This window comes from Lactobacillus xylocopicola, from assembly GCF_033096005.1.
GTDB lineage: Bacteria > Bacillota > Bacilli > Lactobacillales > Lactobacillaceae > Lactobacillus > Lactobacillus xylocopicola.
Genome location: NZ_AP026803.1, coordinates 1,477,977 through 1,502,714, shown reverse-complemented (window position 1 = coordinate 1,502,714; position 24,738 = coordinate 1,477,977). Strand labels below are relative to the sequence as shown.

21 protein-coding genes are annotated in these 24,738 nt (G+C 45.3%); 16 read left to right on the top strand and 5 right to left on the bottom strand.

The annotated features are described in order from the left end of the window. The first annotated feature begins 128 nt into the window (after positions 1–128). Both R8389_RS07250 and R8389_RS07245 read left to right on the top strand, forming a co-directional pair. Positions 129–1,058 carry a cytochrome C5 gene (locus tag R8389_RS07250; RefSeq protein ID WP_317637360.1) on the top strand — a complete coding sequence of 310 codons (930 nt, stop codon included), beginning with the start codon at positions 129–131 and terminating at the stop codon, positions 1,056–1,058. A gap of 121 nt (positions 1,059–1,179) precedes the next feature. Beyond that, the gene (locus R8389_RS07245) at positions 1,180–1,575 is read left to right on the top strand and encodes a hypothetical protein (protein ID WP_317637359.1); all 396 of its coding nucleotides are present in this window, start codon (positions 1,180–1,182) and stop codon (positions 1,573–1,575) included. A gap of 142 nt (positions 1,576–1,717) precedes the next feature. On the opposite strand, the gene R8389_RS07240 is transcribed toward R8389_RS07245, so the two are convergent. After that, the gene (locus R8389_RS07240) at positions 1,718–4,768 is read right to left on the bottom strand and encodes a TIM-barrel domain-containing protein (protein WP_317637358.1); all 3,051 of its coding nucleotides are present in this window, start codon (positions 4,766–4,768) and stop codon (positions 1,718–1,720) included. Between the two features lie 156 nt (positions 4,769–4,924). Here R8389_RS07240 and nagA point away from each other — a divergent pair, with 156 nt between their 5' ends. Continuing rightward, a complete protein-coding gene (nagA, locus tag R8389_RS07235) occupies positions 4,925–6,079 on the top strand; it encodes an N-acetylglucosamine-6-phosphate deacetylase (protein WP_317637356.1) in 1,155 nt (384 codons plus the stop codon). Between the two features lie 101 nt (positions 6,080–6,180). Here nagA and R8389_RS07230 read toward each other — a convergent pair whose 3' ends face one another. Both R8389_RS07230 and R8389_RS07225 read right to left on the bottom strand, forming a co-directional pair. Beyond that, a complete protein-coding gene (locus R8389_RS07230) occupies positions 6,181–6,657 on the bottom strand; it encodes a nucleoside 2-deoxyribosyltransferase (RefSeq protein ID WP_317637355.1) in 477 nt (158 codons plus the stop codon). A 14-nt stretch (positions 6,658–6,671) separates the two neighbouring features. Beyond that, a complete protein-coding gene (locus tag R8389_RS07225) occupies positions 6,672–7,472 on the bottom strand; it encodes a tyrosine-protein phosphatase (protein WP_317637354.1) in 801 nt (266 codons plus the stop codon). Positions 7,473–7,630: 158 nt separating this feature from the next. On the opposite strand from R8389_RS07225, the gene R8389_RS07220 reads away from it, so the two are divergent. From R8389_RS07220 to phnE (R8389_RS07195), 6 genes are all read left to right on the top strand, one after another. After that, entirely contained in the window at positions 7,631–8,098 is a 468-nt protein-coding gene (locus R8389_RS07220) for a universal stress protein (protein ID WP_317637352.1), read from the top strand. 241 nt (positions 8,099–8,339) lie between these two features. Then, positions 8,340–9,272: a phosphate/phosphite/phosphonate ABC transporter substrate-binding protein gene (locus R8389_RS07215; protein ID WP_317637351.1), complete on the top strand. Its 933-nt coding sequence runs from the start codon at positions 8,340–8,342 to the stop codon at positions 9,270–9,272. A gap of 294 nt (positions 9,273–9,566) precedes the next feature. Continuing rightward, the gene (locus R8389_RS07210) at positions 9,567–10,493 is read left to right on the top strand and encodes a phosphate/phosphite/phosphonate ABC transporter substrate-binding protein (RefSeq protein WP_317637350.1); all 927 of its coding nucleotides are present in this window, start codon (positions 9,567–9,569) and stop codon (positions 10,491–10,493) included. Positions 10,494–10,512: 19 nt separating this feature from the next. Next, positions 10,513–11,286 (top strand): phosphonate ABC transporter ATP-binding protein, encoded by a 774-nt coding sequence (phnC, locus tag R8389_RS07205; RefSeq protein ID WP_317637349.1) that lies wholly within the window; start codon positions 10,513–10,515, stop codon positions 11,284–11,286. Further along, positions 11,279–12,082 (top strand): phosphonate ABC transporter, permease protein PhnE, encoded by an 804-nt coding sequence (gene phnE / locus R8389_RS07200; RefSeq protein WP_317637348.1) that lies wholly within the window; start codon positions 11,279–11,281, stop codon positions 12,080–12,082. Before phnC ends, phnE (R8389_RS07200) begins: the two co-directional genes overlap by 8 nt. Then, positions 12,082–12,894: a phosphonate ABC transporter, permease protein PhnE gene (phnE, locus tag R8389_RS07195; RefSeq protein ID WP_317637347.1), complete on the top strand. Its 813-nt coding sequence runs from the start codon at positions 12,082–12,084 to the stop codon at positions 12,892–12,894. Before phnE (R8389_RS07200) ends, phnE (R8389_RS07195) begins: the two co-directional genes overlap by 1 nt. A 61-nt stretch (positions 12,895–12,955) precedes the next feature. Here the strand turns inward: phnE (R8389_RS07195) and R8389_RS07190 are convergent, their stop codons facing one another. Further along, positions 12,956–13,528, bottom strand: a complete 573-nt coding sequence (locus R8389_RS07190) for a DNA-3-methyladenine glycosylase I (protein ID WP_317637346.1) — start codon at positions 13,526–13,528, stop codon at positions 12,956–12,958. A 140-nt stretch (positions 13,529–13,668) separates the two neighbouring features. Here R8389_RS07190 and R8389_RS07185 point away from each other — a divergent pair, with 140 nt between their 5' ends. The 7 genes from R8389_RS07185 to R8389_RS07155 all read left to right on the top strand — a co-directional run bounded on the left by R8389_RS07185 (position 13,669) and on the right by R8389_RS07155 (position 22,797). Further along, positions 13,669–14,154 (top strand): hypothetical protein, encoded by a 486-nt coding sequence (locus R8389_RS07185; RefSeq protein WP_317637345.1) that lies wholly within the window; start codon positions 13,669–13,671, stop codon positions 14,152–14,154. 52 nt (positions 14,155–14,206) lie between these two features. Continuing rightward, a complete protein-coding gene (locus R8389_RS07180; protein WP_317637344.1) occupies positions 14,207–15,604 on the top strand; it encodes a metallophosphoesterase family protein in 1,398 nt (465 codons plus the stop codon). 101 nt (positions 15,605–15,705) lie between these two features. Continuing rightward, complete coding sequence (gene asnB / locus R8389_RS07175; protein ID WP_317637343.1) at positions 15,706–17,655, top strand: asparagine synthase (glutamine-hydrolyzing); 1,950 nt, start codon at positions 15,706–15,708, stop codon at positions 17,653–17,655. A gap of 20 nt (positions 17,656–17,675) precedes the next feature. After that, positions 17,676–18,935 carry a carboxylate--amine ligase gene (locus R8389_RS07170; protein ID WP_317637342.1) on the top strand — a complete coding sequence of 420 codons (1,260 nt, stop codon included), beginning with the start codon at positions 17,676–17,678 and terminating at the stop codon, positions 18,933–18,935. 142 nt (positions 18,936–19,077) lie between these two features. Then, positions 19,078–20,307, top strand: coding sequence for an MDR family MFS transporter (locus R8389_RS07165; RefSeq protein ID WP_317637341.1), 1,230 nt, complete (start codon positions 19,078–19,080; stop codon positions 20,305–20,307). 96 nt (positions 20,308–20,403) lie between these two features. Next, positions 20,404–22,353 carry a M13 family metallopeptidase gene (locus R8389_RS07160; RefSeq protein ID WP_317637340.1) on the top strand — a complete coding sequence of 650 codons (1,950 nt, stop codon included), beginning with the start codon at positions 20,404–20,406 and terminating at the stop codon, positions 22,351–22,353. Positions 22,354–22,506: 153 nt separating this feature from the next. Beyond that, positions 22,507–22,797: a hypothetical protein gene (locus R8389_RS07155; RefSeq protein WP_317637339.1), complete on the top strand. Its 291-nt coding sequence runs from the start codon at positions 22,507–22,509 to the stop codon at positions 22,795–22,797. A 128-nt stretch (positions 22,798–22,925) separates the two neighbouring features. On the opposite strand, the gene R8389_RS07150 is transcribed toward R8389_RS07155, so the two are convergent. Then, positions 22,926–24,464, bottom strand: a complete 1,539-nt coding sequence (locus R8389_RS07150; protein WP_317637338.1) for an L-lactate permease — start codon at positions 24,462–24,464, stop codon at positions 22,926–22,928. Positions 24,465–24,738 lie beyond the last annotated feature (274 nt).

Here is a 24,738-nt window from a genome sequence, read left to right as displayed (position 1 = left end):
CTTTGTGATTGTATTGAAAACATCATCCTTTCCATTTTAGCACAATAAAAAAGATAAGAATTTGCTAAAAGCAATAATTTTACTCAGGGAACGTGCTAGGATATTATTCCTGAAAGGAGGCGGTGGATATGGCTAAAAATTCACGCCTGACTAGGCGAGAATATCGCCGCCGGCAGATAGATAAGGGAGTAAATAGTGGTCCCAAAGTTACGCCCCAGCTGGCTGATCAGCCAACGCTCCCCCAAAGTCGGGCTAGCTACCGGCACTTGAAACTGAATTTTTGGGAAATCTTTTCGGATCGGCCTTACTTGGCGGTGGCCGTGATTGTCCTGGCGATTTTCTTCGTGATGGCGAAGTTTTGGTGGTTATTGCTGCTGCTTATTATTTTGGTAATTGCCGGGATTTGGGTGATTGGGCGCAGTCACCATCCCAGCCGTGTTCTTAGTCTTGAGTTCAGGCTGAAGGCCTCGCGTAAGTTGAGCATGCTCCGTGCCTTGCAGTTCGGTGGTGCCATTATTATGTTTTTGGCAACTTACATGAAAAAGGTGGTCACCGTTAACTTTTCAACGGCGGGTTTAACTGATGGCCTGCAAGTGGTTCAAGGTGTGCTATCCAACCGCGGCGGCGTTTATGGTCAACGGGGGTCGTACTTGCTGAGTTTACTCAACACGTTGACTAACGGCCAACTCTGGGGCAAGTATCGTTATGCGACTAACAGCGCTCAAATGATGAATAGCAGCGCCGGCCGCCTTATCATCATGTGGATTCTGCTCCTTATGATCGCGCCAGCCTGCTGTGTCTTAGCCCAATTCTTCCGTGAGCCCTATGCTCGAAATACAGCTCTAGTGGCTTCAATCGTGGCCACGGTCAGTTTTGTACTGACCCCCCAGTTCATGCGTAAGTGGATTGTGGAGTATGCCATGGAAAGCCGCATGGCTAGTAGTCAAGCCCGCGCCGCGGTAAGTGTGGGACCGATGGCCTATGTGGCCATGGCCTGTGCGGGCTTAGTGCTAGTGATTTCTATTTACCGAGTAATTAAGCAGGACCGGTTTAATTGATAAGAAAGTTTATCATTTAAACTTTTTTTATTATCATTTTAAGAAAACGCTTGCAAAAAATTTAAATAGCCTAATATGAAATTATTAAGTAAACGATTGCCTTAAGAAAGAGGTGTAAACTATGAACGTGCAAGAATTACTTTTAAATTTCCCCATTTTACTGATGACAAGTGGGAGGGAGCTATTACAGCAGAGTATGGGGATAATCGCACTTATTTTCCTAATCAGTGCAATTGTCTATGCGCTTTACTTTACCAAACACAAAAAAGCGATCTATCAACTGCCCTTATTATATTCGAAGTCTCTGACCATCTTGCTAGTGAGCTTGCCCGTCATTGTTCCATGGTGTGCCTTACTCTGGTATCTAGTGCTACCACTTAGTGGTGATGTAGCAACTTATGCTAAAAGACTAACAGATGTCTGGCCGCTAATGATAATTTGTGCCCTGTGGACGCTAGTTATGGTGCTGGCAATACGGCACGATTTCAAGATGAGAAAAAAGTACGGCGCAAACTAATAAGCTTGCCCGATTGAGTAGCCGTAAGCCTCGAGATCAAGTTGATTTTGAGGCTTTTTTGCATAGAAAAGAGTAGGAAGCTGGAAGCAAAAAATAAAAAAGGTCTGGAATTTCTTCGACAGACCTTTTTTATGTTGTAGTTTTATTTCTTTGCCCGGTAAAAGAAAATTTCGCGCGCCGCTACAATGGGACCTGAAGACTGGTAGACCGTTAAGCGAACTGCCTTGGCCTGAACGTCCCGCAAGCCAACTACCTTGTTCTTGCTGTCAGCTTTCCACTGTAGTTGGTCACTATATGCAGTGTAGTTTTCTTGGCTAGTTGAATCAGCATCTTCTTGTGCTTGTTTCTGAGCAAAGGCATAAGGTGTGTAATTGATGCCATCCTCTGAGATAGCGATGCTTACTTCAGTCGGATCACCGCTGTGGTCAAGGTTACGGGGAACAAAGACAATTCGACTCAGTTTTTCTACTTGTTCAAAAGTAAAGGTCAATTCCAGGGGATGATCAGGCGTAGCAGCTTCCTCCGTCTGCCATTCGCTGGCCAATTTGAGATCGGTTAGATAGGACAGCGGGTGCTGGGGATTGCTGGTAAAGTTGCTGGTTGCCGTAATCTGCTCAATGGCATAATCTGCGGCCGCCGGCTTGGTAATTACCCCAAAAAGCTCGGACCATTCTGAAACGCGGTTTCCGCTCACGTAACGGATGCGGATAATGTAGCGCGTGTTGGGGGTCAATTCGTGGCAGGTAAAGCTGGTTCCCGAAATACCTTCGTAGAGGAGGTGATTGATTTCAATCTGAACTCTACTGGGTCTAGTCCAAGCAAGCTCGAAGGAGTGGGCGGTAATTTTATTTGAATCAACAGCTGGTAACTTCGGCGTGGGCAAGAGTCCGCTCGTGACTTCATGGACTAGGACTTGTTGGCTGTAAGTGAAATTATGAATGGTGATTTCAATCTTATTGGTAGTGATATCATGACTGTCCAGCTTAATCTGGAGCGCCTTTTGATTTAACTCCTGGTATTGGCTGAATTCGGGCAGACCATAGCTGCTGTTGTAAAAGATTCCCTCGCGGGCATGTTCGAACGCATCAGCTGTTCCGCATGCCTGTAGCGGAATTTCGCGATCGTTGACTTTGACGGCTATCTGGTGCGGGTATGAATCACACAGAATGGACAGCTTGGTCTCTTGCATGGTTTCTGCGCCTGGCAAATCACCCTTAGCGGGATCAATGGTGATGGTTAGTTTGTTTTCATCGAGTTTACTGCTGATTTTGGTTTCGTAATGGATACTGTTATCGTCGCTCTCGTTGTCGCTATAAGTAACGGTTTCGCGTTCACCTTGGGGGTAGAAGACATAGTCCCGCTTACCGAAGTCAAAGATACTGCCACCGCGGACAAAAACAGGCAGATGCCACACTGGATAAGTTAAATTATTATAAACCCGGCCGCCAGCATACTTTTGCCCTGTAAACAGGTCAATCCACATGGTTGACTGATCCGGCAAGTATAGGTTGTCCTTGCGGGCGTTGCCATTTTCGTCTTCGCGACCGTTGGTAATTGGCGCAATTAGCAAGTTATCACCTAGCATAAATTCGCTACTGAACTGCTCACTGTAATTAGTCTGTTCATCTGGGAAAGCTAAAAAGAGTGGCCGGATGATTGGCTCACCTGCTTTTGCATGAGCATTGAGGGTGTACAAATAACTGGTAAGTCTAGTACGGAGCTGCAGGTATGCTTGGTTAATTTCGGTGATTCGGCGGTTATAGGCAAAAGGCGTCTTACTAAAGTTACCCTGATCGTCAAGGTTGAACAGCAGGGGGGTAAAGGACTTCCATTGAAAGTCGCGTACATAGATCTGAGCGTTGCCACCGCCTTCAGCGCCGTCAACGGCTGCTCCGGCTAACGGCTGCCCTGACAGGTTGGCTCCGATTAGGCCAGCTACCTGGGTTGCGATGTTTTCCCAGTTACCACCGACCCCGCCAAAAAGTAGTGCAGTGTGCTTTTGCTGGCCCATAAAGCCGCCGCTGCTACTGGTAAAGGGGTGCTTATTAGCTTGTCTTTGTAATTGCTCTAAGTCCGCAGCGGTGTCTGCGTCATTTGTAAAAGTGAAGGCAGTCTGTTCCGGTAAAGTCTTGCTTTGGTCATGCCAAAAGCCGGGCTGAACACCCTGGTTATGTGCATAATCATTGAAGAAGCTGGCAGCCTGAAGACTAACCTCATTCACACCGTAATTAGGAATAAACCAGCTTAGGGGCAGGTGTAGTTCACGATAGCGGTCAATCATCGCCCGCGCCGAGAATTGGTAGTTTTCTTCACCATTAAGCGAAGCACGGCCCGATACGACGCTAGTGTCACTGGTCCGCGTGTAAAAATTGCTGCCAAACTTGCTAGCATTGCGTTCTTTAGCCTGACTGGGTTGCCAGAGCGTAGTACAGAAGTTGCCGATATGGCCTAATCCTAGCATGTATTTAGGTAGTAGCATGGGTTGACCAGTTAAAGTATAGTACTTGGCAAGCATTTCTTGGGGGTTATTGCCAAGTAGGTAAAAGCTGTCGAAAACCCGGTCCAAGTGCTCAATTGTGGTCTCGCGCGGATTAAGCTTACCAAAGTCGTATGTGCCACTCTGCTTGGTATTACGAACCTCGCCATAGCCCGCACTTGACCAGAAGAACGGCACCTGTAAGATTACGCCGCCTTTGCCGGTAATCTGGTCGCGGGCCACTACAATTTTGTGGCCCTTGTGGCTGAAGTAACCGTTTTGTAGTCCGCCGCCAAAGTAGTACTCATTTTTATTTTGAACCAAGCTTTCACTGGTGCCATTCGCCGCCAGTTCCAGCGGTCTTGCTTGTGCCATCCGGGTCCTGTGCAGAGCTTCGTCAAAGATACTCATCACAAAGGGTTTTTGTTCAAAAATGATTTGGTAAGTACCCGCCTGAATAATCAGTGAATCACTAGTTGCCCGCACAGTTGATTGCTCGAAGGCATCAGCAGTGAATGCAGCTAACTGGATAAAGGGCGTGCGAATTTCAGTAAAGTTCTGGTCGGGATCGACCAAAAGCCGGAAAATCCCGTCGGCCAAAATATAAAAGTGGGCAGTTTCACCAGTGGCAAAGTGGAGCTCATAGTAATTTTGGCACTTGCTGGCGCCGGTTAAAGCGCCCAATTGATGTTTGTTTGTTTGCGTGTCGTTAATCATGATTTTTGCTTCCTGTATTATTCTACTTACTACATATTATAACTAAAAAATAAAAACTTTCTTTAGTATTTATGATTAAACTGGTAAAGACCAGTATATTAGTCTAGAATAATTTGAAAAGACTAGAAGAAACATTTTAAGAGAAAGGCAAAATAAATGACGTATTATATTCATGCAGCTAAATTCTTTCTTGAAAACGTGACCGAAGAGGGCGGTTATCTTGAAGTTCAAGATGATGGCAAGTTTGGTTTTTATTACCCAGAAGATGAAAAGCCGGCGGGCAAAATTGTTGACTATGCAGGCAAGTGGATTGCGCCGGGACTAGTTGATACCCATGTCCATGGTTCGCTCAAAGAAGACGTAACCAAAAGCGACTGGGCGGGTATTAATCGCCTAACTGAAGGCTTTTTGCGGTCAGGTGTGACCAGTTGGCTGCCGACCACTTATACTACTAGCGTAGACGAATTGACAAGGATTTGCCAGATGTTCGGCGACCACAAGGGTGAAGAGACTGGAGCGAAGATCCAGGGGATGCACTTTGAAGGACCATACTTTACGGCTGAACATGCTGGTGCGGAAAACCCGAAGTACTTGCTTGATCCTGACATTGACCAGTTCAATGCTTGGCGGGCAGCATCCCAGGGCCTGTTGAATAAGATTTCGCTTGCCCCAGAGCGTCGGGGAACCAAGGAATTTATTCGGGCAGCGGTCAAGGAAGGGGTGGTCGTTTCACTTGGTCACTCAAGTGCCACTTTTGCTGAAGCTAAGGCTGGTGTTGAGGCTGGTGCCACGATGTTCAACCATACCTTTAACGGGATGCCTGATCCAGGGCACCATGACTCTTCAATTTCTAATGCGGCGATGGCTTTGAATAATGTGACCGACGAATTAATTTGTGATGGCCACCACGTTAAGCCGGAAATGATCCGTACGCTAGTCAAAGTCAAGGGTCCAGAGCATATTTGCTTGATTACTGACTGTATGGAGGCCGGAATGATGCCGGATGGTGACTACATGTTAGGTGAATTGCCGGTATATGTTAAGGACGGCATGGCCCGCCTCAAGGATGGGAACAACCTGGCAGGCAGCATCTTGCAGCTGAAAACGGCCGTGAAGAATCTGGTCGACTGGAACATTGCAACTCCCGAAGAAGCGCTGATGATGGCTTCCTATGTACCAGCTAAGAGCGCTGCGGTTTTGGATAAGTGCGGGTCGATTGCTCCCGATAAGGATGCTGACTTCCTGGTGCTGAATCCAGATATGACGCTGGCAGAAACGTACTTGAACGGCGAGTCGCGTTACCAGGCCTAAAAATATTAGTAAACCCAATCTAAAATAAAGCGGCGTATATTAAAAGCTCCCAAAGGCAATTTGCATTTGGAAGCTTTTTAAGTTTATGCTAGCTAGGTTATTTAATATACCGCACCATCGTAGAAGTTGAACTTTGGCTTGTTGAAGTCAAAGCCCTGTAGTTCACTGATTTTGATAGCGTTGTCGCAAACGCCCCAGCTCATCAAGTTGATTGGCTTGCCGTAATCTTCATCGGGAACCACCAAAAGGATGTACTTGCCTTGAGCCATTGCATAGCCGAGCTCCATACCTAAGCCGACATCTTCTTCTTCTGGCAGATAGACGCCAATCATAATATCACTGGACTTGATGCCAGTAAGGTCGCCGCGGTAGGTAGCAGTTGCCCATTCACGGTCATGTAGGTATTCTGGATGCTCATCTACTTTAATGTCCTTATACTGGTTATCAAGCGGAACGTAGCTATTTTCCAAGTCGATGGTCGGATTCTCTTCGAGCGCCTTCATAGCAGCCTTGTAAGCCCGATTTTGTTTGTCATTAAACCAGCCCGCACCAAAATATACTGTCTTTGTCTTGCTCATTGCTTTCTCCTTTACTAATTAAGATAAATTTCACGCAAGTCACTGATTTCTTGATCAGTTAATTTCATAATATCACGTAAGTAGTCTTCAATGCTGCCATATTTTTCATTCATGGTGGTTACAACATGGTCAAAGTACTCGGGGTGGACGGTCTGCAGGTCTTTTAAAATATTTAGGGTGACGTCGTTTGCGCCTTCGGACTTTGCCTTGGCCAGAAACTGAGCCACAAAGTCAGCTGTAGCAACGTTAGTCAACAGGTAATCCTGCTTGATCGTATCAAGTGGGACACCGAGTGCAGTTAAGACTAAGAGGGCGGCAACGCCAGTCCGATCTTTACCGGCCGTGCAATGAAAAATTGCACTTTCTCCTGCAGCCGTGTTGGCCAGCAGCGTGTCAAAAAAGCGGCGATAAGCATTCTGAGCCGATGCGCTATTAATCATGTCGTCGTATGCGATGAACATGTGGTTAAAACCGGCTTTGGGATCTTTTTCTTCTTGGTTAATGATCTCATCGATGCCCTTAGAAGCGTCCGTCAGGTCTTCACTGAAGACAGGATCGAAGTTATAGAAGGCCCCTGCGGGAACCAAATCAGGTTCATGTTCGACTTCCGCTGTACTTCTAAAGTCAACAATATATTTGACACCATAATCGTGTAAAAACTTGAGGTCAGCCTGATCAAGAGTCGCTAAATTGGCTGTTCGGAGCAACTTATGCATCTTGATAGTTTTGCCATCTTTTGTTTGGTAGCCGCCTAATTCACGAAAATTGCGGCCGCTTTTTACACCGATTAATTGATTGGTTAGTTTTTTGGTCATTAATTCTCCCACCTTTTTACCATTTGACTTTGTTTGTAAGAAACATTTTAGCAATAAATTAAAGTGTAAACAATTATTTAAAAAGTAACTGCTTCCATTAATATGGTAAAATTAACAGTAAAAGGTCGGTATTATCTAGTTGAGTGAGGACAAAAGTTATGAAAAAAGATAAAATTTTAGTTCCCGTTGATGGCTCTGAATCAGCGGAAAGATCTTTTGACAAAGCAGTCAAAATTGCAATGGGGGAAAATGCTCATATTGATATTTTGAATGTGATTGATACTAGACATTTTTTGGGAAAAATGCAAGATACGCTGATTACGAGTGACACGGTTTATCAAATGACGGAAGATGCTAGCAAATACTTGAAGAGTCTGAAAGACTGGGCCTATAACAACTTTAACTTTGATGACATTGACTACCATGTCCGTTATGGTAGTCCCAAGGCGGTTATTTCCCGTGACTTCATCAAGGATCATCACAACAACCTGATTATTATGGGCGCAACTGGCCTAAATGTAGTTGAAAGAATGTTGATGGGTTCGGTAACAGCGTATGTCAACCAACACGCTCTAGCCGATGTTTTGATTGTAAGAACTGATATGGACAATAAACTAGTCAAGTAAGCTTGACTTTACTTAAAGAGCACCCAGAGCTAGTCGGGGTGCTCTTTTCTTTTGATAATGTTCGTTATTTATTCGTTTTCGTCTTTTTTAAATAATATTTTTAGGCATATCTGTGTAATAATCCGAATAATCGTGCTAATATAATCGTGTAATGAACGTTTTATTTGCGGATGATAAAGGAAGCGGGTGCTTTCTTTAATGTGCGAATTTTGAAATTTTTATAGAAGGAGTAGAAGAGAAAATGTCTAAGATCAAAAAAGTTTGGTTAACGTTGATGGTATTGCTAGTAGCAGTGGGGACTGTGGCCTGCTCAACCAAAAAGCCGTCATCAACTGCCGATAATGCCACACCTAAAGAGCTCAAGGTGCAATTTGTCCCTAGCGTTGGTGCCAATAAACTTGAAGACCGGGCTAAGCCTCTAGAGAAATTGCTCTCTAAACGGCTAGGAATTCCGGTCCACATTTCTATGTCAACTGACTATAATGGCTTGGTTGAAGCGATGAAGTCCAAGCAAGTGGACGTGGGCTTTTTACCATCAGATGGTTACATCATGGCCCACCAGCAGGGTGCTGCAGACCTGCTGCTACAAGCTGTTCGTTACGGGATCAAGCAACCAGGTGGCCAGGCCACTAAAAAACTGGTTAATTCTTATCGCGGTGAGATCTTGGTAAAACGGGGCTCGGCCATCAAGCGCTGGCAGGATCTGAAAGGGAAGTCGATTTCGGTGGCTGATGTTACTTCAGATTCCGGCTACGTCTTCCCGGTTGCTGAACTAAAGCAACGCGGTCTGGATATTCCTAAGAGTTGTAAGGTGGTTACAGTTAAGGGAGCTGATCAAGCCGTCATCAATGTTCTCAATGGGGACACAGATGCCGCCTTTACCTTTGAAGACGCACGTAACAACGTGAAGGAAGATATTCCTGGAATAATGAATAAAGTGGTGCCAATCTACTTTACTAAGCAGATTCCCAATGACACTATTTCAGTTGTGCCGAGCATGTCAAAGGCCTTTCGGCAAAAGTTGGCTAAGGCCTTTATTGCGATTGGTAAGTCCAAAGAGGGCAAGGCAATTATTGAAAAAGTCTACACCCATGAGGGCTATGTTAGAGCCAAAGACAGTGACTATGACATTATCCGCAAATACAATAAGATCGTATCAGCAATTAGAAAATAATATTGTAATTAGTTGATTTTCTAAAAAAATAATTTTTCTACCTGATTCCCTTTTCTAAACAAAACATTTCTGCTATTATTTTGATAGAATAAGTACAGATATTGAAGGGAAGTGAAGGCTATGCAGAAGTACGAGCGATTTGAAGCGTTCATTGTGCTTTTTATCAAGCAGGCTTTTCGCTTCCTCGAAAATATTGGTATTGTTCGTTTTTTAAATAAAAATGTTGTTGAAAGACTTGGGATAATTCACGTTTGTGTTTCTATCTAAAGTCTTTTTTTATGTCTGGAGGGCATGATGAAAAAATTCAGAAAAGTATTAGCTGGTCTGGCTGTCTTCTTGGTAGCAATGATGGCAACCGCGTGTTCGAGCAAGAACAAGAGTGCCGATAATGGCACACCAAAATCGCTCAATGTTCAATTTGTACCTAGCCAGGCGGCAACTAAACTTGAGTCCCGGGCTAAGCCCCTTGAAAAAATGTTGTCGGATCGTTTAGGAATTCCGGTCCACGTTTCCATGTCAACCGACTATAATACGGTGGTTGAGGCCATGAAGTCTAAGAAGGTCGATGTTGGCTTCCTACCGCCAAGTGGTTATGTTTTGGCCCATCAGCAAGGGGCGGCTGATGTGCTGTTGCAGGCTCAGCGATATGGGGTTAAGCAACCGGGTGGTCGAGCTACCAGTGAACTGGTTAACAGCTACCGGGCAGAAATTCTGGTCAAAAAAGGCTCTAACATCAAGACTTGGAAGGACTTGAAGGGTAAGTCAATCTCAATCCAAAGTCCATCTTCTTCCGGTGGTTATGTATACCCAATTGCGGAGTTAAAGGAAAAAGGCCTCGATGTGCGCAAGAGCTGTAAACTGGTTACAGTGACTGGACAAGATCAGGCGGTTTTGAACGTGTTGAATGGTGATACTGATGCTGCTTTTGCTTTTGAAGATGCGCGCAACACGGTTAAGCAGGACAACCCGAAGATTATGAGTCAGGTCGTGCCAATCTACTTCACGGTACCAATTCCTAATGATACCATCTCGGTGGTGCCGAGCATGTCCAAGGCCTTCCGGCAAAAATTAGCCAAGGCATTTATTGACATTGGTAAGTCCAAGAAGGGTAAAAAGGTTATCGAAAGTATCTATACGCACGAAGGCTACGTTAAGTCTAAGGACAGTGACTTCGATAGTGTTCGTAAATATGAAAAGATTATCGAATCAACCAAAAAATAAGATATAGAGGAAGTATATAATGGCAGATTCTGCAGTTAAGCCAATCATTGAATTAAAGAAGGTCAAAAAGGTTTACGGTAAAGACGTTGTTGGGCTAAAAGACGTCGATTTAGCTATTAATAAAGGCGAATTTGTCGTGATTGTTGGGTTATCGGGTGCCGGTAAGTCCACTCTGCTGCGCTCGATCAACCGTCTCATCGATGTGAGTGCGGGTGATATCTTAATTAACGGTGAATCGATTACCAAGGCCAAGGGCAAGCAACTACGCCTGCTGCGCCGCAACATCGGGATGATCTTTCAGAGTTTTAACTTGGTTAAACGCTCTAGTGTCTTGCGCAATGTATTAACGGGTCGGGTAGCTTACTATCCCACCTGGAAGAGCAGTTTAAACTTGTTTACCAAGGAAGATAAGCAGCGTGCCTATGACGCCTTGCAGCAAGTTGACTTGGCCGATAAGGTCTATTCGCGGGCTGATGAGCTGTCGGGTGGTCAGCAACAACGGGTTGCGATTGCCCGGGTATTGACCCAAAATCCCGACATTATTTTGGCGGATGAACCGACTGCCTCACTCGACCCGCAGACTTCGCGCCGCGTCTTGAGCGATCTTAAGATGCTCAACGAAAAGCATGGCATGACTGTGGTCATCAACTTGCATAGTGTCCAATTGGCCCGTGAATTTGGCCAGCGGGTAATCGGGGTTCGCGCTGGTAAGATTATCTACGATGGCAAGATGAGTGACACGCCGGAGTCGACTTTTAAGCAAATATACAGTGGCGGTGATGAAGATGAGTAAGACTGAGCGTGACCAGCTGCTGACCCTGCCAAAAAAGAAGTTCAACTTTTTAAACCTCATTTGGTTAATCATCTTTATTGGCGGTATCTTCGTTTCAACTGATGTCACTAAGACAAGTTTGGGTGCGTTTTTTGCCAATTTTAGCCAGTTTACCGATATTTTTGTGCAGATGATGCATCCGGATTGGTCTTACCTGGGGACAGTGGTTCCGCTACTCCTTGAGACTATCAAAATGGCTATCTTGGGTACGGTGATTGGTTCAGTGGTGGCCTTTATCTACGCTTTGCTGATTGCCCGCAATATTGTCAAAAACCAGGCTGTAACTGGTGTTTTGCGGATAATGATGAATATCATCAGGACGGTCCCAGACCTCCTACTCGGGGCGATTTTTGTTGCTATTGTCGGCATTGGCCCAGTTGCCGGTGTGCTGGCGCTAGCAATTGCCACTTTTGGTATTGTCGTCAAGCTCTTTTATGAAGCAATCGAAACGATTGATCCAGGTCCCATAGAGGCTTTGACCGCGGTTGGGGCTAACAAGTTGCAAATCATTGTATTTGCGGTGTTACCGCAGGTGATGACCTACTTTATTTCATATTGCTTGTATGCTTTTGAGATTAATGTCCGGGCTTCAACCGTCCTCGGCTACATCGGTGCAGGCGGGATTGGCCTGTACTTGCAACAGACCCTGCAAGTCTTTGACTATGGGAAGACTGGCACCATCATTATTGTGATTATCGTGGTGGTGGTCTTGATTGATTATGTTTCGTCTAAATCACGGGAGGCGTTGATGGAATAATGGATACTACAATGAAAAAACTGCCTCCAAAACCGGTAGAGACGAAGAAGCGGCTGCTGCACTGGGCAGTGGCTGTAATCACGGCAGCTTTAATTGTTTGGTCATGTACTGGAATTGATTTTGGCGGCATTAAAGAAACTGCCGGCCAGATTGCGGGCGCAATCTTTGGGGGAATCTTTCATCCAGACTGGTCTTATGTATACAACGGAACCGGTGAGGACCTAGTTTCCCAATTATGGGAAACCGTCTGTATTGCCTTTTTAGGAACATTTATCTCAGCAATCATTTCACTACCGTTTGCCTTTTGGGCGGCCCATACCAAGCATAAGAAGTGGTATGTTTCGCGGACAGGAAAGATTGTGCTGGCAATTATCCGGTCGTTTCCCGAGATCGTGTTGGCTTTAATGTTTATCAAGGCGGTTGGGCCGGGTTCAGCTGCCGGTGTGTTAGCACTGGGCTTTCACTCAGTGGGGATGCTGGCTAAGCTCTTCTCCGAAGCGATCGAGAATCTAGAAGATGGTCCGAACGAGGCGGTAACAGCAGTTGGTGGTTCAAAGACTAACATTGTGATGTTTTCAACGCTGCCCAACCTCTTGCCAGCGCTGATTTCCAACACCTTGTACCGGTTCGACGTTTCGATTCGGTCGGCTTCCATTCTCGGCCTGGTTGGTGCCGGCGGAATCGGTTATCCGCTGATTATTGCCTTGCAATATCGGCAGTGGAACCGGGTGGGCATCATCCTGCTTGGTATTATTCTGATGGTCATTGTGATTGACGGGATTTCCGGTTGGATCCGCAAGAAGCTGGTTTAAAAAATTTGTTAACTTAAAAAGATGTCGTATCAACCCTGTGGGGTGGTGCGGCATCTTTTTATTATTCTTTATTCGTGTACTTGAAGCTGCAACTTTCTAAGTGGTCATTGATGAGGCCAATAGCTTCTAAAAAGGAATAGATGACCACGGGACCGACAAAGGTAAAGCCGTCTTGCTTCATTTGTTTGGCCAGCTTCTGGGCAATCGGACTTGTCGTCGCCACTTCGGTAGCTGTTTGCGGGTGGTTGATGATGGGTTTTTTAATAAAATCTTGCAGGTAACTGGCAAAGCTGCCATGTTTGGCCGCAATAGTTAATATTGCCCGTGCATTTTGGATGGCGGCCACAATTTTACGCCGGTTGCGAATGATGGACGCATCCTGCATCAGTCTGTTTACGTCAGGGTCGGCCATCTGGGCTACTCCGGCAGGCTTGAACTGCCTGAATGCCGTCCGCAAGTTCTCGCGCTTGTGTAAGATCGTAGTCCAGCTGAGGCCCGACTGAAATGATTCAAGCACGAGCATTTCATATAAGTACTGCTCGTTTAGGTTGAGCTTGCCCCATTCGTGGTCGTGATATGCTTCAACTAAGGGGTCGTTTGGCTTGCTCCATGAGCAACGGGTGCTGAGGGTCATTTACTTTCTCCTTTAGAAAATTTAAGCAGTTTGCTCAAGCTTTAATTTTAAAGCAATTATAAAAGAATAAAAAATTCTTCCGCAAAAAGTGCATTAGGGCTTTTTTTGGTATAATATGGAATGAACTTGAGGAGGATACCATGGAAAAGTTAGATATAATGACCTTGGCCGATGATTTGGCCACAAATCAAGAGAGTATTTTGAATAAAGAAAAAGACTTTGATGCAGAGGCCGTTTATCAGGCGATTGACCACTTGCACGTGTTGCAAAGGCCAATTAAAGAGTACTTTGAATTAACCGAAGAACAGTATTATGAGACCGAGAGTGACCATAAGCTGCCCCTGATTGACTTAGCTGATAAGCTGACTGACCTGCACGAGCGAGTCTTAACCAATCATGCGGATGGCTTTGTTGATCAGCACAAAATTAATCTGACTTATAATCATGAGAATCCTTATGAGGACGATTATTATAATGAGTTGATTGATTTACACGTTGTCACCTATAGTTTAAAGGTAATCGGTGCAGTTCAAGCGGTTGCGCCTAAAGTATTACAAGAAGTATTGTCCAAGGATGCGGTTTTGTCAATCGGTCTAGCAGCGCATGCTTTGGCAAGTAATGCATAATTGTTAAAGCTGCGGCAGGACCCCAGCTTTTTCTTTGTCTTGAGGCAGAATTATGAGTGTTTTTAAATATGCTAAAGGGTTAATCAAGCAGGCGCGAGAACTTCAAAAAAAGCCCTTGTTTAACAAGAAGGATGAGTTGCTCGATCCAATGCAGAGCTATGTCAAGGTAGGCGAGTATAACGTTGGTCAAGAGCAGCAGACACCTGGTGGGCAGCCCTATAATCTGACGGTCTACCAGGATGAGGATGGAATCTTGCACCAAGCCCTTAGTCCCCAAAAGACAGAAAATTTAGAACCGGAATACGTGCGCACGTATAGCCCTGAACTGGGGCGCTACCGGGCCTTTGTTAACCGCAAAACCGGACGCCGCTACGTGGTTGAGGAATACCTTGACCGCTTTGTTGAGCGGGTGCAGGGGCATGTGCGGCGCGGCAAGAATTCGGTCAATGTTAGTGTTATTACTGATACTCACTATAAGGACCGTAATAGTCTCGACTTTTACGGGTGGAATGGGCTAACTCACGTCAATGAGTTTTCTTATCTTGACCAGTCTGGACTAGTCGACTTAAAAGTTCATCTAGGTGATTGGATTGATGGGTCTGACACTGGCTTTATCGGTGAAAGTGAACTAATCAAACTGCGCGATGCCTTCAAGTCTAAGCAGGTGCCGAGCTTGCTGGTCAAGGGCAACCATGATGAAAACGACAAGTATGACGAACAGCATGATATGAAGGCCTCCTTTCCCGAAAATGAATTCGAAAACATTATGTGGCCGACTTTGTACAACCAAAGAGGGGTGCACTATATTTCCCGCCGGCATGGCGTCAGTTATTATGATGTGGATGATGTCCGCTTTATTACTGTCAACACGACGGACCTGCCTTATCTATTAAATGCTCAGGGTCAAAAGCACTATGATGCCAAAATCACGCTAGCGGTACGCGAAGACCAGGTTGAAGAAATTATCGAAATTCTGCAACAGTCTTCAAACAAGCAGATTGTGTTCATGAGTCATGCCAACCCAATCAATCGCAAGGGTTCAAATGCTTTGAAGTATAACGGCCGCTCTTTGCATGAATTGTTAGTTGCCTTCAACCAGGGCGAAAAGGGACAGATGCATTCTATCCGCGGGATTCCGCCTGAATTTCGCTTGGCTAATGCCTTTGACTTTACCAATGTTAAAAATGCGCGGATTATTGCCTACTTCTGTGGTCACCGTCACCGCGAAGACCAGTACCGCATTAACGGCATCCAGTACATCTTGTTCAACTGCTCGGCCCTCATGGGTGCTAATCATACGTTAACGACGAAGTATAACAAGAATTGGACTCGTCAGCTTGACCACCAGACCGAGTTTGCTGGCTACGTGGTCAATATAGACCTGCACCGGCACTTTATTCAGGTGTTCGGTTATGGTGCAGCAGGTAGGAGAAGATTCTTCTACGTCTGATCAGGCAAACCGGTGAGTTTGGTAAATGCCGGTTTTTAGCATATAATGGAACAGTTAAACTAGCACGAAGATAAATAAAGATTAATTAAAGGACGATCACTATGTGCGGAATTGTCGCATTTTATAATCCAGATATCAATGATAAGCAAGCGGCCATTGGCAAGATGATGGCTACTATTAAGCACCGCGGTCCTAACTCAGACGGCTACTACACGAATGATCAAGTTGCTCTGGGCTTTAGACGGCTGTCAATTATTGACTTGCGCGGTGGTAGTCAACCGATCTACAATGAAGATCAAACTCGGGCAATTATCTTTAATGGTGAAATCTATAACTTCAAGCCACTGCGAAAAGAGCTACTTGCTGCTGGCCATACTTTCTCAACTAAGACTGATACAGAAGTGCTTTTGCATGGTTTTGAGGAATGGGGGATGGACGGTCTCTTAAAGCGGGTGCGGGGCATGTTTGCCTTTGTTATTTGGGATGATAACACCCAAACCATGTACGGTGCCCGTGACTTTTTTGGGATTAAACCGTTATATTATAGTGACGAAAACGGCCACCTGATTATGGGTTCAGAGATCAAGAGTTTTTTGGCCTATCCCGGCTTTAAGCGCAGGTTGAATACTACTGCTGTTAAGCCTTACCTGATGAACCAGTATAACGACCTTAATGAGACCTTCTTCAAGGGCATCCACCGCTTCCCAGCCGGTCATTGGTTTGAGTACCAGGGCGGTGAGCTGAAGCTTCACCAGTATTGGGATGCTGAGTACAAGGCCAATAGTTTAAGTTTTGAGGAGACAGTTAATCGAATTAATGAAGACCTCCAAGAAACCGTCAAACTCTACCATAATGCTGATGTTCCGGTCGGAGCCTTCTTGTCAGAGGGGGTTGATTCCAGTTACATTACCAGTATTTTGAACCCTGATGATGTCTTTTCCATTTCCTTTGATGATGCAACTTATGATGAGGCGTCAAAGGCTAAGGCATTAGCGGACATTAAAGGCTGGAAGTTCTTTGCTGACAAGGTAAATGCCGATGAAGCCATGCATGACTTTGCCGAGATGCAGTATCACATGGATGAACCTGACGCTAACCCGTCAATTATTCCCTTGTGGTATCTGTGCAAGTTAGCACGTAAGCATGTGACGGTTGCCTTATCGGGTGAAGGTGCTGACGAATTGTTTGCCGGTTACGTCAACTATGGTATGCATACGCATAACAGCGTGATCAAGGCCTTCACCTCCCAGTTCAAGAAGTTGCCTCCAAAGAGTAGGCTCAAGTTGGCCCGCCGAATCAAGAAGCTGCCAAATTTTCCAGGCAAAGTACACTTATACACGAACCTGGCTGAACCCAGCGAATTTTATGTAGGACAATCAGTGATCTATGATATGGACTATCCTACGATCTTTACGTCTGACGATGCCAATGGGATTCTAAAGCCGTCATACCGCAACAAGTTGACGGTCAACAGTATCTACCAGAATGACTTCAAGAAGGTCAAGGACCTCGACAACGTTCGGCAGATGCAGTATATTGACTTACACCACTTTATGCTCAATGACATTGAGCAGAAGGCAGATAAGATTTCCATGGCGCATTCACTAGAATTGCGGGTACCATACTTAGACAAAAAGATTGCGGAACGGGCCAATTCCATTCCGACTGACTATCTGGTCAACAAGTATGATACCAAATATGCTCTGCGTAAGGCCGCGGAAAAAGTCTTACCAGATGAATGGGCCCAGCGACCAAAATTGGGTTTTCCTACCCCGATTAAGCAATGGCTGCAGGAACCGCGCTTTTACAAACAAGTCAGGGAACTCTTCAGCGAAGACTTTGTTGCCGATATTTTTGAGCAAGCGCAGATTTTGCGCTTGCTCGATGATAATTACCACGGCGATGGTTCACACCGTCGCCAGGTCTGGACCATCTACACCTTTCTTATTTGGTACAAGCTATTCTTCGTCGATTACGAGGGTACAGTAGCCAATTACCAGCACGTGCAACCAGAAGTAGCTAACTTGATTGAACAAGGAAAGCTAGTTTAATTTAGGAGCAAAATTTGATAATGAAGCAGGACTTTACACCGATCTTACTTGGCAGTGATATTAATGTTTACGGCATGGCTCGATCCTTTCATGAGGAATATGGTATTACTGTTAAAGCACTGGCTGATAGCCAATTAGCAGCTACGCGTTATTCCAAAATCGTGCGAGTTGAATTGCACCATGGCTTTAGTGAGGATCCCACCTTTATCGCGGTAATGCGCCAGCAAATGGCTCACTACCGCGACCATCAAGAGCCCGTTATGCTGATTGCCTGCGGTGATGGCTATGCTGAACTGCTGTCCAAGCATAAGGCTGAGTTAGAAGAGGTCTTCGTTGTTCCCTATATTGAACACGACTTGTTGGAAAAGTTGATTTCTAAGGAAGGCTTTTACCAGATTGCAGAAGAATATGGCTTGCCCTATCCGAAGACCAAGATTGTAACTAGGGCGGACTATCAGGCACAAGATTACTTGGCCCTACCGTTTGGCTACCCGCTGGAGCTCAAGCCAGAAGATCCGGTCTCTTGGCTTGATGTTCACTTTGAAGGTCGCAAAAAGGCGTTTACCATTCATAATGAGGCCGAATTGCAAGATATTGTGGGCAAGATCTATGATAATGGCTACCAGGCCGACTTGATTTTGCAAGACTTTATTCCCGGTGATGACTCCAATATGCGGGTGTTAAATGCCTACGTTGATAAGCATCACCACATTAAGATGATGTGCTTGGGTCACCCGCTGCTAGAGGACCCAACGCCGCAGGCGATTGGTAACTACATGGCGATTTTGCCTGAATATAACGAAAAATTATACGAGCAAGTTGAAGCGTTTTTAGAGAAGTTAAATTATGTTGGCATGGCTAACTTTGACATCAAGTATGATAGTCGTGATGGTAAGTACAAGTTCTTTGAAATTAATTTGCGTCAAGGGCGGTCCAGCTTTTATGTGACCTTGAACGGCTACAACCTGGCCAAGTGGTATGTTGACGACTATATTAACGATAGTCTGAAGGACAAGGAGACGGTTTACGGTAACAAGTTGCAAGCGCAGCAAGTTTTGTGGCTGGGTATCCCGGTGAAGGTCTTCAAGCGGTACGCTGTTAACAATGAGGCCAAGCGTGCGGCCGAGGAGTTAATCCATGAAGGACGCTACGGTACAACGGTCTTTTATGATCAAGAACATAGCTTCAAGCGCTGGCTACTCATGAAGTATATGTTTCATAACTACTATGCGCGTTACAAGAAGTACTTTCAGGTGAACAAAGGGCAATTTTTCGAATAACAGGATGAATCCAAACCACAGAAGATGACGGTGCAATTATTTGCCTGTTGTCTTTTTTGCTTTTTTACAGGTAGCTCGGGGTGTTCTTTTTGCGGGCAACTTGCTACACTAGTAGTTGGAGTTTATAGGAAGGACTGAATAAATGAAAGTTACACATGGTTTTCATAAGGAAAATGAACAGGAAGTTAAATTAAGTTGGCTTCTGCTAGGAGAACTAGCGACGTGGATTGGGGCCAGTTTTGTCTGGCCACTAACTTCGGTTTACCTTAACAAGCAGTTGCATATCAGTCTTTCGGTTATTGGGATTGTGCTATTTTGCAACTGTGCCAGCAATGTGTTGGGGTCCCTTGCGGCTGGGCGCTTCTATGACCGCTGCAACCCATATCCGCTAATAGTTGCGGGCCTTGGCCTTAATGCCCTGGTCTTATTTTTTATGGCCTTTTTCCATGGCTGGCCGCAATACTGGATTTGGTTAGTTATTACCGGCTTTCTTGATGGCTGGGATGCAACGATGATTAACTCAATTGCTACCAGTTTGCGTAAGCATCCCGGGCGCTATGTGTTCAACCTGATTTACTTTGCTCAAAACGTCGGCACTGTTACTGGGACACTCTTGGTGGGCTACTTGTATGACTTTTCCATTGAGTTTCTATTCTTGTTAGCCGCTAGTCTTTTTGCTATTGCCTGCATTAATGCGGCGATTCATTATCGGCCAATTAGTGGCTTTCACAAACGTCGGCAGGCTGCCAAGAAAATGGATACCGGCGAGAAACGAAAGGCTGAGCCGATGCCTAAGTACAATGCAATGCTAATGGTGGGCTTCTTAATCTCATTGGCAGTAACGTGGCTGATGTACATGAATTGGGAATCTAACCTCTCAGTCTATATGGTCTCGCTCGGCATTCCATTCCACATGTACAGCCTGCTATGGACCCTCAACGGGGCAATTATTGTAATTATTCAGGTATTACTGGCCCGCTTTCCGCATGTCTTTAAAAACTTGTTCCAGCAGATTATTTTTGGGACTTCAATGTTTGCTATCTCCTTTGCCACGCTGATTTTTGCGCGTGACTTTGGGCACTTTGCACTATCAATGGTGATCTTAACTTTGGGAGAAGCGACTGCCTTTCCGGCCGTGCCGGCCTACATTAATGATCTGTCACCGCTCAGCAGTAAGGGCAAGTACCAGGGCGAGATTAACGTGGCCCGAGGTATTGGTCAGGCCTTTGGTCCCTTGTTTGGCGGCTTGGTCATTGACCGGGCGGGCTACATTCCCTTCTTCATTATTGCCGCGGCCGGCATTTTCTTGATGGTTTTGCTGCTACTGCCGCTACATGCCAAGTTGCGGGGACGGATTAAGTTGTTTAAGTGATTCTGTAACGACTTTTTAATGTCCAAGCACTGATTAAAATGATAATATTAATTTAGCCTGATTTTAATTTATATTTAAAAGAGGAGGATACTCTTGATGAAAAATACTTTTGCAGTCCGCGGCGGAAGCGGAGATGTCATTGAACCTAAAGTGGGTACACGCCCGCAGGATAATATCTACCTGGCAGTTAATTCTGAGTGGTTGGAAAAAACTAAGATTCCGGCAGACCGCTCACGCATGGCTTCCTTTGACGGGATTGACTTGAATGTTGAACAACACTTGATGCAGGACTTTGCAGACTTTGCCGCTGGTAAAAAGGCGGTCCCGAATGTACCTAATTTGGCTAAGGCGGTGGAGCTTTACCGGTTAGCTAAGGACTTTGATAAACGTAATCGTGAAGGTGCAGAGCCTATTAAGTCCGACTTGGCAATCCTCACTGGGCTCAAGGATTTCGCTGACTTTAACCTGAAGGCGGCTGATTTAACCAGTTTTGCCTCAGTTCCGTTTAGTCTCAGTGTTGAACCAGACATGAAGAATACTAAGGTTAATGTCTTGAGTTTCACTGGTCCGGCTACTTACCTGCCAGATACGACTACCTACCAAACTGCCGATGCACCCGAGTTGCTAGAAGTTTTACAAAAGCAGTCAGTTAAGTTGTTGCAAATGGCCGGTGTCGACCAGAATGAAGCCAAGCAGTATGCCGGCGACGCGATCAAGTTTGACGCCAAACTAGCCAAGGTAGTTAAGTCAACTGAAGAATGGGCCGACTATCCAGCTTCATATAATCCAATGGTAATTGCTGACTTCGAAGCTAAATTCAGCGACTTCAAAATCCAGCACTACCTACAAGAAGTGATCGGGGAAGAACCTGACCGCATTATTGTGGGTGAGCCGCGCTACCTCGACCATATTAACGAACTGATCAATCAGGCTAACTTTGCTGAAATTAAGGGTTGGATAATCGTCAACTTTATCAACGATGTTGCCTCAGACCTGTCTCAAGCATTCCGTGAAGCAGCCTTTCCGTTCGGTCAGGCACTGTCTGGTCAGCCGCAGTTGGCAAGTGGAGAGAAGCAGGCTTACCGCATTGCTAATGGTAATTTTAGTGAAGTAGTCGGGGTCTATTATGGTCAGACATACTTTGGTGCAGATGCCAAGCGCGACGTTGAAGACATGATCCACCGGATGCTCGACGTGTACAAGGAACGCTTGCAGAGCAATAGCTGGCTGTCAGAGGCAACCAAGCAGCAGGCTGTTGGCAAGCTTGAGGCACTAGTCTTGAAGATTGGCTATCCAGATAAGATTGAAGAAATATACAACCGCTTGCAAGTAATTCCAGCAAATCGGGGTGGTAGCCTATATGCTAACGACCGTGCCTTTGGCATTGAAGAGCAAAAGTATAACATTGAGCAGTTGCACAAGCAGGTTGACCGGACGATTTGGGCAATGCCAGGCAATTTGGTTAATGCTTGTTATGATCCCCAAAGAAATGACCTAACTTTCCCAGCGGCTATTTTGCAGGCCCCGTTCTATGACTTGCAGCAGGATCGGGCCACGAACTTTGGTGGAATTGGAACAGTTATTGCTCACGAAATTTCTCATGCCTTTGATAACAATGGTGCACAATTCGATGAATTTGGAAACATGAAGAACTGGTGGAAAGACGAAGATTACGCTGAATTCAAGCAGCGTACCCAAGCTGAAATCGACCTCTTTGATGGAATTGAATATGGCCCCGTGAAGCTGAATGGTAAGCAGATTGTGTCAGAGAATATCGCTGACCAGGGTGGACTGACGGCCGCGGTGGAAGCAGCCAAGAATGAAAGCGATGACTTGCAGAAACTGTTTGAAAACTTTGCCCGGATTTGGGCTAATAAGCAGCTGACGGAGTCGATTAAGACGCAGACAGCAGTAGATGTTCACGCGCCGGGTCCCTTGCGTGCCAACGTCCAGACTCAGTGCCAGGATGACTTTTACAAAGTCTTTGACGTAAAGCCTGGTGATGGCATGTGGCTTGAGCCAGACCAGCGTGTTGACATCTGGTAAGTGAGTCCTAGTATAAGTATAAAAGTCCTATTCCTAAGCAGGAATAGGACTTTTTTAGGTGTAGCAAAAAATTAACTAAGTAGTGGTATTTTTGCAAAAAAGGACTATGATAATGAGGAAAGATTTTTGCTAGGCGGGGAGGTAGTTTCGATAATGCAAACAATAAATCGCTTTTATGCCAAGTATCAGTTAACAATTAGCTTCGTTATACCATTTATTTTTTTCTATTTTAACCGAGCAGTTAATGAAGCTCGTCACGGACACTTGATTGTTGGCTGCTGGAGCCTACTTGTCCTGCTGGTAACGTTAGCAGTGGAAACGCAAGCTAACCGTGCGGCAACAGCGCAGCAAACAAGACGGATTAAGGTGGTTGGGGCCAGCGTGATTGGCGCAGTCATCCTGTTGTCGATTATTCCGCTTTGCTGGTACTTGCTTACGGAATAAAGAAGCGGTAGCAAAAAGCAAAGCAAAAGACTAGCACGTGCTTGAACGGCAGGCTAGTCTTTTTTGATAATGTTGTTGCTGTGTTGTTTGTGCTATATTTTCTTTGTCTTATATAACTTTAAACGGGGTTATAGTAAGCTCATCAGCTTTCCAACGATATAAACAATGGCACAAAGCGCTACGGTGTACATTGCACAATATGGTAGGGCCTTTTTCAAAAGGACACCTTCCTTACCGTCCAAGCCGGTTGCACCCGTTGCAATGGCGATACTCTGCGGTGAGATCATCTTCCCTGCGGTAGCACCGGCCATGTTGGCAGCGGCCAACCAGTAAGGGCTAACACTTAGGGCGTGTGCAGCTTGGGCTTGTAGGCCACCAAATAGGACGTTGGCAGAGGTATCACTACCCGTAATGAAGATCCCTAGAACACCGATAATCGGTGAGATAACCGGGTAGAAGGGACCGGTGATAGCAACCAGGCTAACTGCAATCGTGGCAATCATGCCGCTGTATCCCATAACTTTTGATAAGCCAACAATGGCACAGACAGTTACAATGGTTTTACTCAACTGCTTGATTGTGCTACCTAAGACCGAGAGCATTTTGCCCAGTGACAGACCTTGCACGGCACCGCCAATGAGGCTTGATAGCAAGATCAGGGTACCAGGAGAGGTCAACCAGTCAATGTCTACCATTTTTGGATGTGCTCCAGTATAGAAGTGGAAGCTGGTCTTAACCCCAGCCAAGGCATTTTTAACGGCTGGGAACAGGGAAGAAGTGGCGATAATCAGGACAAACAACAGGATGAACGGGAACCAAGCCTTAACCTTATCACTAGTCGACTTGTCGGATGCATCGTTAGATCCATCGCTATCTTTTTTGTTGTACATCTTGGTAACTAGGACGAGCGCAGCCAGGCAAACGATTGAACCGACAATGGATGGTAGTTCTGGTCCCATGTACTTAGTAATGAAGATTTGGGGAACAGCAAAAGTCAGTCCCGCCAGCAGCGTTGCGGCTAATACTCCATTACCCTTGAACGACTTCATCCCTTTACCGCCGGTTAGATAAACCAGTACAAAAGGAATGATAATAATTAAAATAAATAATTGAATGGAAACGAAGAAGCCTAATTCGGTTGCACCCAAGCCGGTTACTTTGGCCAAGGTAGTAATTGGCAGACCAATTGCACCAAAGGCGGTCGGGGCAGTGTTGGCAATCAGACAAATAACGGCTGCCTTAATTGGTTCCATTCCCAGCATAATTAGAATACTTGCAGGAATCGCTACGGCAGTTCCAAAGCCGGCGACGGCTTCTAGGAAGCCACCAAGCGCCCAAGCAAGAATCAGGACAAGAATTCTCATATCCTTGGTAATCGAGGTTAACATGGACATGATAGTGTCCATGCCTCCAGACTTTCTGCTGATGTTATAGATAAAGACAGCAGAAATAATAACGTAAATAATTGGCCAAAATGCCATCATGATTCCGTCTAACCCGGCGGTCAGGCTGTCCGGAATGGAGAAGCCAAACCCGACAATACTCAACACAATCGCACCGACGAAGCCAATCACACAAGCGAGGTCGCCGCGGACGTGAAAGACGCCCAGGGATAAGATCAACCACACGATTGGGATAATGGCGATCACCGTTTTAAATAAATCCATTCTAATATCCTCCAAAAGACACATTCAACACAAGTAAAATATTCCTAGCATATCTTTGATTAAGAAATAAAAGATAGCTGAATATAACCGCTTACATTATAGCATGCTAAAAGAAAAAATAAATATAAAAAATAAAAATTTGTGAAATTAATCCAATAAAGTTATTGATTTCAAGCTATTTAGTTTGTGAAAAAATCAGCAAGACCTCAAAACAAGAGTTGAGCCACCTAAAAAGCAAGTACTGCTACCAGCAGTGAAAATAAGTCTATTAGTG